General features: G+C 38.7%; 11 protein-coding genes and 1 pseudogene. 1 reads left to right on the top strand and 11 read right to left on the bottom strand.

Annotated elements, in window-relative coordinates; translation table 11 throughout:
• From G622_RS0119530 to G622_RS26025, 11 genes are all read right to left on the bottom strand, one after another.
• The coding region (locus G622_RS0119530) for an MFS transporter (protein WP_026512051.1) at window positions 1–764 on the bottom strand (764 nt) is incomplete at its 3' end.
• Window positions 765–810: 46 nt separating this feature from the next.
• Window positions 811–1,179, bottom strand: a complete 369-nt coding sequence (gene crcB, locus G622_RS0119525; RefSeq protein ID WP_026512050.1) for a fluoride efflux transporter CrcB — start codon at window positions 1,177–1,179, stop codon at window positions 811–813.
• A gap of 32 nt (window positions 1,180–1,211) precedes the next feature.
• Entirely contained in the window at window positions 1,212–2,138 is a 927-nt protein-coding gene (locus G622_RS24965) for a GNAT family N-acetyltransferase (protein ID WP_013282472.1), read from the bottom strand.
• A gap of 279 nt (window positions 2,139–2,417) precedes the next feature.
• On the bottom strand, window positions 2,418–2,765 hold the full coding sequence (locus G622_RS0119510) for a type II toxin-antitoxin system HicB family antitoxin (protein ID WP_026512049.1): 348 nt from the start codon (window positions 2,763–2,765) through the stop codon (window positions 2,418–2,420).
• Entirely contained in the window at window positions 2,762–3,022 is a 261-nt protein-coding gene (locus G622_RS0119505; RefSeq protein WP_022762335.1) for a type II toxin-antitoxin system HicA family toxin, read from the bottom strand. Before G622_RS0119505 ends, G622_RS0119510 begins: the two co-directional genes overlap by 4 nt.
• A 78-nt stretch (window positions 3,023–3,100) precedes the next feature.
• Entirely contained in the window at window positions 3,101–3,319 is a 219-nt protein-coding gene (locus tag G622_RS26030; RefSeq protein WP_155831563.1) for a hypothetical protein, read from the bottom strand.
• 126 nt (window positions 3,320–3,445) lie between these two features.
• Complete coding sequence (locus G622_RS0119495) at window positions 3,446–4,429, bottom strand: hypothetical protein (protein ID WP_155831562.1); 984 nt, start codon at window positions 4,427–4,429, stop codon at window positions 3,446–3,448.
• Entirely contained in the window at window positions 4,410–5,408 is a 999-nt protein-coding gene (locus tag G622_RS0119490) for an ATP-binding protein (protein ID WP_022766335.1), read from the bottom strand. Before G622_RS0119490 ends, G622_RS0119495 begins: the two co-directional genes overlap by 20 nt.
• A gap of 3 nt (window positions 5,409–5,411) precedes the next feature.
• On the bottom strand, window positions 5,412–7,349 hold the full coding sequence (locus G622_RS0119485) for a Mu transposase C-terminal domain-containing protein (protein ID WP_026512046.1): 1,938 nt from the start codon (window positions 7,347–7,349) through the stop codon (window positions 5,412–5,414).
• A complete protein-coding gene (locus G622_RS24960; protein WP_049945975.1) occupies window positions 7,342–7,857 on the bottom strand; it encodes a hypothetical protein in 516 nt (171 codons plus the stop codon). Before G622_RS24960 ends, G622_RS0119485 begins: the two co-directional genes overlap by 8 nt.
• On the bottom strand, window positions 7,858–7,998 hold the full coding sequence (locus tag G622_RS26025) for a hypothetical protein (RefSeq protein WP_155831561.1): 141 nt from the start codon (window positions 7,996–7,998) through the stop codon (window positions 7,858–7,860).
• 611 nt (window positions 7,999–8,609) lie between these two features.
• On the opposite strand from G622_RS26025, the pseudogene G622_RS0119475 reads away from it, so the two are divergent.
• A pseudogene (locus tag G622_RS0119475) lies at window positions 8,610–8,791 on the top strand (helix-turn-helix domain-containing protein); the annotation flags it as partial.

Raw genomic sequence — 8,791 nt, 5'->3', positions numbered from 1 at the left:
GATTCATTAAATGCTCCGGTATTAGCCGAATGAAGTGTGATCAGGGTGAAGTCTGCAAAGCCAAAAGCAAAAAAGCAGATGGCCGCCATGAACAGAACAAATGACTTCCTGAATTCAAAGCTTGCCGGTTTATCTTCCTGCTTTTCAAAGATCTCCGGATCAGGGTATCTTATCTTTGCTGTCAAAACAAGAGCTATGGTGATCATTGCAGGAACAAGCAGTATCGCAAAAGAGATTCTATATGTTGTAAAAAGGTCGTCTGTACCTTTTACAAGAGCTGTTACAAAAAGCAGTACCGGTCCGAGAAACGCGCCAAGCTGATCCAGAAACTCCTGATAGGCAAAACCTTTTCCGGTTCCGATCTCGCTTGCCGCAAAGCTTACCAATGTGTTTTTGGCAGGCTTTTTTATCGCTTTTCCGATACGCTCTAGGATTACAAGACTGCAGGCCCAAATCCAGCCATGTTCAGGTACGAGTGCCAGTGCAGGAATCGCCAGAGCCTGTATTACATAGCCTGTGATAACAAATGTCCAGTATTTCTTCGTTTTATCTGCTATAAATCCGGATATGAGCCTTAGTGAATACCCGCACAATTCTCCTATACCGGACACAAATCCGATGGTTGCAGCGGATGCCCCTGCGAGGTTCAGATATTCGCCCAATATGCTTCTGGCGCCTTCATGAGTCATGTCCGAAAACAGACTTACGATTCCCATCAGGGTTATAAATATTATGGCGCCAGACAAAGCCCTTTTTTTATCCATGTTCTACTCCACTAATCCCGATTTGCTTATTTCATTATCCTGAAATTCAAAGTTTTATTATCGTCGCAAGTTTCTTTCCGCATAGAATTCCAAATATGCAGCAACAACAACTCAGTACCACATATAATCCGCCATTCATATATTGTTTCTTCTCAAACAAATTAAAAGCTTCAAGGGAAAATGTAGAGAATGTGGTAAAACCTCCACACACCCCTGTCTTCCAGAAAAGAATGGTATTATCAGATACACTTTCTCGGTTACTGGTAATTCCAACAATGAATCCAATTAGTATGGCACCGAGGATATTTGTAATCAGAGTTAATATCGGAAAATAAGTCTTAACAGGAATCAGACTTATTGCATATCGCGCTACTGCACCCAAGGCACCACCAAGTGCTACAAATAGAAAATTCATATCAACCTCTCTATTGTCATATATACTGAAATTTAAAAAGTATTCTCTGCCTTACTCTTAAGATAGCTATCAGCCTTTTTAAGCATCTCTTTTTTGTTATCATACTCTATGGTATTGATAGCATCTTCAAGTTTAAGAATCTTCAGAGCTTTGACCTCGTCTGGTCTTGTTATGCTCGGAGATGAGTCTTTATACTTAGCAAGGAAATAAACTACCTGCTTTGTCACTCCAGGTTTTTCTGAAAGCGTATACTGTTCGCTTGCTCTAAATTCAGTGTCTAACTCGACTTTCAGATTTGTTTCTTCCTTTATTTCACGAAGCGCAGTTTCTATTTCAGTCTCGCCTTCTTCCATATGTCCTTTTGGAAAGCTGTGAGATCCGCTCATCTCCTCAACTAAAAGATATTTTATTACTCCACCGTCTATAGTGTATACTATTGCCCCGCAAGATTTTTCAAACTTATCATTGAATTCTTTTTTACCCAGTTCCATGTAAATATAAAGAGAAGGATCTTCTCCTAAAGCAATAACATACTCAGGCATTTCTTTCTGAATAAATCCCAACTTACGGTACAAATTTATTGCCTTGGCATTAGCTGGATGGGGATCAACCCACAGATTTTCAGCTCCTTGTTTAAAAGCTTCTTGAATAGAGTATAGTAGCGCCTGCGTTGCAATCCCTCGGCCCCTGGCAAATTCAAATAACTTAATATCCAAAGAAGCATTTTTAGTTTCCGAATCAATACGATATTGAGTCTCACCGCAGTATTTGCCATCTTCAAAAATTGAATAATGATTTTGCTTTGGTCTTGCAGATATGAATCTATCTAACCATTCTCGTACTGCTTCCCCTGTCTCATGCAATCCTCCTGGCCAGATATACTGCATGACGTCTTCATCTGCCCACAGGTTTTGTATATTCTTGATATCATCATATGTTGATTCTTTAATAGTTATCACTTAGTTCAGCCCCTAAATCTTTAGTTTGTCTTAGTCAGTTTTAACTGAAATCTAATCAGCGAAATGAATCACTTCTACAGATTATAATGTCCTAATTTTCTCCACAACTTTTTTAAACTCATCATATCTAATTTGCTCAGAAAAGGTTTCATACCCTTATTTTTTAATAGTTGAAACAAATAAAGAAAAGCCTTGTCATCAAGGCCTTTCCATTATAAAATCCATCTTTAGTTATCAGTTCTCGAATCGGCGAATTAACAAAAATATTGCGTCTTTGGGCTAACCTTCTAGGATGTCCAGTTCATCATCAATAGCTCTGGATACAAACTGGTTTATTGTGATTCCTTCATTGGCAGCATATAATGCAATTTTCTTATGCTGCTCAGGCTTAATGCGAACATTGAATGAGCCTTTAAATTCTCGTTCAGGATCTTTTCCTATCTTCTGGCAGTAATCAAGGTAATTATCTATACAATCATGCAGGGACTGTGTAAGCTCTTTTACTGATTCTCCATGAAAACTCAGAGAGTCATTGATGCCAAGAACGTGACCTATGAATATCTGATCTTCCTGGTCAAATTCTACTTTTGCATGATATCCATTGTATTCCATCAGTGAACTTATCATTCTATCTCACCTACTTCCTTAAGAAATGCTATGACCATCTTTACGTGATACCTGTACAGCTCATTGCCTGGGTGTGGACCGTCAAATTGAAGGATGCGCTTTGTTTCAACATGATAATAGCCTATTCCTGATCCTCTTCCGCCCTCGAACTTTTCGCAGCCACATTGCTTCATAAGTGCGTCCAGTTCTCTTATTGTAAAACTTGTAGGTGCGGGTTTTGACAGTAATTTTTCTAGTAATTTTGATTTCTTTGGCACAGTAATTCCTCTTGCAACTATTTTCTAGTTACAATATAACACTTTAGCCCTACCTCGTCAATTCCAACAGAGTAACAGCTAGCATTTCCTTATTTCATACATATCTTCATGTTTCAGATACAATACCTGATATGTCGGTATTATTAGTGTGTTCCATGGATCAGATATATATACTCCGCCTGTAGACGTTGCTGATTTCTTGAACTGGATCCATAGGTCATCTATCATATCTGACATGATGAAAAGTTTAAGATAAACTTTATCTGCTTCAGATTCGCCAATTTCGTAAAAACGCATCCCACCTACACAAGTAACATCTTCCAGAGTATATGACCGTAAATTTCTTTGCATTACAGGCCGGATGTTGTGTCCAAGGCAGGCTGCGCTGATAGCATCACTGGGCTCTTCGAAGCCCTGCATTATTCATGTGAAGCATATTGCGAGCAGTGTCATATCCGAATCACGGATACTGTCCACGTAATGTAAGGTGTTAACATCGTTTTCTGACAGTGAGAAAATGCCCTTGCCTATGATAGACATATATTTTGCGAATAAAAAGCAGTCAACCATATCATAAGAGTCATACTCTGCAGGCATAATACGGAAGAACTTCTTTATGCGCTCAAATGGGTTATATACTACATTCTGCTGATTAAACCACGTGAAGAAACCCGCTTGAAAACAATTATATGTTTCCGGGCGTCGATCAACATACATTTTCGATATTATAGGCGTTTTATCTGCTTCTTTAGAAAGAATAGGTGAATAAAGATAACTTATATTTGAAGTGTACACTTTCCCATATTTTTCAAAAGATCTATTGATCACATCTGTATCATAAAAGTCATTTGGATTAGTCCTGCAACAAGGAAGGGGTAATAAATAAGCATTAAATCCTGTCCCTTTCTCATACGGACTGCATCTGATTCCTTCAGCGTGATAAAAATTATGTTCAAAAACAAATCTCCCATCCGTCCCTGTTCCCGGGTGGAAAGGGCAGGTCTTTACATAATGGAACTGATGGATTATGCTATGATATCCATCTTTCAGGCATTTGGGGCATATTCGCATATGATATGTACCAAAATAAGATCTTGCAGTGTTATAATCCATATGCGCAAAGATTTCCATTTTGTCTATATACCACTGGGGCAAAATTTTATTAAGGCACTCGATTGTTTCTAAACTGTTTCTGCAATGTCCATCCATCTGAAATCCTTCTATATATTTCTTCTCGTTGGTCGCTTCAGCTCCAAGCATTTTGAGCGCATGTTTACTTGAACATATGTTGACCCTGCAAAAGTTTGCAAGAATGCTGAATATGGATTCATAAGGTCTCACCCATTTTTTATCCCATCTGTATTTTCTGGAAAAAAGTAAATCCTCTTTATTTAGTGTATTCATCATCTGATTCACCATAGCCCGAAAGCGCTACACAACTTTCAAGTTCCTTTCTCGTAGGGAATGCAATTGGACTGCTTCCCAGTTTTCCATGCTTATTGAGGCAGATCACCAGTGAATCTATGAAATATTTCATGGGAATATCTTCTGCCGCAATCCTCTTTTGGATCCTTACACTCTGAAATGCTTCCCAGAAGTCATTGCTGATATCAAAAAAGGTCTTACCATCTGCGTAAGGAAAATAAAAATCCACAAGTCCATCCGATAATATTTCATAGTCTGTAATGCAAACATGAAGTTTATCTACCGAAGCCATGCAGAACTGGAGCTCTTTGGGATCCTGTATACCAAAGAACTGGCTTTCATTGATCATGAAACGTCCAACTATCTGATCTTTGCCCTGAAGTTTAAAGGAATGCTTAAGATCCTTAAGTTCCCTTGTCCCGTACATGAACACAGATAACTGGATATCTTTTCCGCTAAGATTGTTATATAAATCCATAAGCCAGTAAAAATCCTTTTCCCTTAGTTTCCAGGCTTCATCAATGAACATGACTGCTTTCTTAAAGGGGGTCTCGTGAGCACGTAATATAAGCTCATTAAGAACTCGTTCTTTTAGTATTAGTGCGGTACTGTATCTGGGACATTCATAGCCCATAGCCATAAGTATCGAGGCATAGAAGTTTCTCTCAGTTTCGGGGTGATCAGTCACATTCCATATAATGACCATTTCACGGCTCCCATATTGATTTCTTATGGATTCAGCTACATAGTTCATGCACACCGTCTTGCCTATCCTGGCTCTTCCATAAGTAATACTCCCACAAGCTCCTATGCCGAGCCATGAATTGATTCTCCGTTCTTCATCAAGGATGCTCTTAGTCGGAAATACAAGCTTACGGGAAGTAAGATAGCGGATAGTCATCTGTGATATGAACTGTTCTGATATATTATTAGCTGATACAGCTTCTTTTGCAGAATACACGCATTAACCCTCCTTTCTGTTTTGGAACATCAACGTATAAAGGTCTTCCGGTGAAAGACCTTTAATATCTTCATATCTTAGTACAGCCCCAGTTTCCTGTTTTTTACGTACAGTCTCCAGGTTAAATGTATTATCACTTTGCTGTTCTGCTGCTATGCCCTTGCTAATCTCACGTCTGACTATATCTGCCCTGGTAGCGTTTCTCCGGCTTTTCTTTCCCTTGACATCAAGGCTTGATATATATGCATCTATCGGTGTATCAAATATTAGTTTTGATCTCCCACGCTCTCTGGCAAGCTTCAGGGCATTCTTTCTCGTCCTGACGGAATGTGATTTTGTACCGAATTCCCCACTTGCCTTAAGCGTGTCTATATATCTGCCATCCTGATCATATGCCTCAATACTGGAAATATCCCTGGGGTCATAAAGGATGGTCAGTGACTGTCCAAGGTAGAGTTCAGTGGCAGAGAGTATCTTGCTACGATACTCAGTACCCATAAACTGAATATATGCGTGTTTGCCATGTGCTGCCCTACCTCTGACAGTGCGTTTGTCCATCCTCATGTTCAGACGTTCTATGACTGATATGATCATATCTTCGTCAGCCACATATGGGTAAAGCCCTGCTTGAAACAATTTGCAGCTCATGCACTCTAAGGGTGAAAGTCCATCTACCCCTTTATGGGGTGTGTTATTATACTCAGCTATGAGAACATCTATCAGTTCAGTCATCTGTTCATATGTGACATCATATTTTATTGCATTTTTTTCAGGGTTTTTTCTGACAGGATCTTTGGTATCTGACCCGGTTGTTGATGGCAGCATATGGAATCCTCTGGACTCTAGCGTTCCGAAAAATCTTTCAACAATTCCTCTTGTTTCGGGAGTTGCAACAGATCCATAGTTAACGCAGCAGCCAAGCTCATCTACAAGTTTTCCTACCGTGTATGCTGACAGATGCGATTTTGCATTATCCAGCATTATTGAATCAAAGACTGCATATTTGAAATCAGAAAACGCGGTTGAATAGAAACCGCCATTAGATGGATACTGAAGTCCTTCGATGGTCAGATCCAGCAGAGTTTTCGGTATGATGGCATTTTTAATAGCATCCATGACATCATACTGGTCGTAATTAAATTCCTGAGAAAGGGAATATCCAAGGATACATCTTGTTGCTATATCTATCACGGCTATTAACCACGCCCTTGTAGCAACAACCTTGCTAACAGTGCCGTCTGTATTGGGTACATCAATTACATATTCGATATCTATGATGTGGCCGTCAATCTGTACTGTAGCAAAAGGAGCCACCGGATTGACTGTAAGTCTGTGCCCAATCCCTGTAGACGCAAGCTTCTGGGCAGTATTTTTATCAAATCTTCTGGCATTTAAAGAAATGTTATCAGCTTCAAGTTTATGGACGTAGGCACACATGCTGACATATCCACGGTTTTCTGTAGTAAATGGGTACTGCCACTCTGTAATGCCAAGATTGCGGCATTCTTTAAGAAATAACCTGTGAAGTGATGTTATGTTCATGTTCCTGACAAGCGTATATTTCCTGTCACCAAAATAACACCCTATTATGAACTCTTTCAATTGAGGATACTTCTCCAGAAGCTGATCAAACTCTCTGCCATGTCCTGATCTCGTTTCTCTAAAGGGTTTACCTCCTGTTAAAAGACCGTGATATCCAAGAATATTCCCTGCATCATTTGAAGAAAGACATCTTTCTATCAGCGATACCATCCTCGAACCGGGGATACCTGTCATTTCAGTAATCTTTTTTACAGATTCGCCATCTATGTACATATCTACAGCCTGCTTATTTAGCATATACCTACTTCTTTTAGATTCAGGGACAGTACTGATAAGCGGTTCAGTCCACATGCTCCTTGCCTGGCGGAGTTCTTCGATATTATATTTTTTATTAGCCAATGGAGATCACCTCCGTATCTGCAGAGATGCAGTCTGTATTCATATTGCTCAGTGTGACCAATCCTCTATAGTACAGATCTGAAATATAATCCAGCGCTCTGTACTTTTCTATGCGCCCCATCTTTTCAAGTTCACCGATACATATATGCCTTTTGGCCTGGATAAAACTTAGGAAGATCCTGTCTGCATTTAATCCACAAGCTGTGAATCTTCTGGCCCTGGCTGCAAGAAGCGATATATTTCGGATATAGAAAGGTCCTATTTCAATATTCTTTTCGTTTCGGAATACAAAATTGACATCATTCTGTAAGCACCACGCCGACTGGCAGGCAACCTTCACATGATCTTTACTATCATCAGAACTGCAAAGATATGCAACACCTTGATATTCTTCTGTTCCGTCTTTATATTTTACCCATGCATTGAACAGAACCTTTGACTCCTTCCCTCCTATATAGACAGTAGTTTCCAAAGGATATTCACAGTACCACTCCACATCAGGATTCATCTAAAGAGTAAGAATATTCTCATATTCAAGGTTAGAAAATACTGCTACTCTTCTCCGAAGTTTTCTGCTGTGAAATACCCAATAGTTACTGCCATAGCTTGAACTTCTCAGCCTGAAAATAGGTTCCTCGTATCGATACATTTTTAGTGCACCTCCTATCGATAAAATTAAGTTTATATAACGATAATATTATCGGCATAATTATATCCTTGGCACTCATATTCGGCTTTTTACACTTTTATCTTTAAAATTACGGCTTTTTACAAAAATAACTTAAATGGTACGGCTTTTTACGATTTTTAGCTTTAAAAATTTAACCTAAATGGGGAGTAATGTAAAATGTGAAAAAAAAGAAAGCCCATGGTTGTGAGCTTTCTCGTATATGTATATTTTACTGTTTTAGGTTAATCTGACAATTATTCAGTTCCATGCCTTTGATCCTGATTGGTGTAAAAAGCTTTTCAAACATTTTCCTACCTCCGTTTATCTTGATTTTGCTTTAAACAAAAAAATCACATAATCCTGAATTATCCCTGTTTATCTGGGATAATTATAGAATTATGTGACTCTGATTTATTGTATATATGTGAATTTTATTGTATATATGTGAATCATTCTAATTCATTATATACAAGTCCTATCTGCTCCCTGACAGTATCTAGTGTGCTGACATGTTGATATTTAATCAAATTATCTCTATTAATCCGATCCATTTCTTGATAAAATAAAAGAAAAAGCTCGGAGGCATAACAATGACAGGCAGACCCAAAAAATATCACATAAATCTCACTGATGAAGAATTCAAAAGTATCAAGTCTATCATTCGTAAGAAAGGCACAAGTAAGACACTTAGGACAAGATGCCAGATCATCCTTGATTTAGATGAAAACCATGGAAAAATGTACTCCTACGAACAATGCTATAAATCCAATGG

The organism is Butyrivibrio sp. LC3010 (assembly GCF_000424385.1).
Taxonomy (GTDB): Bacteria; Bacillota; Clostridia; order Lachnospirales; family Lachnospiraceae; genus Butyrivibrio.
This window is presented reverse-complemented; position numbering and strand designations above follow the sequence as displayed.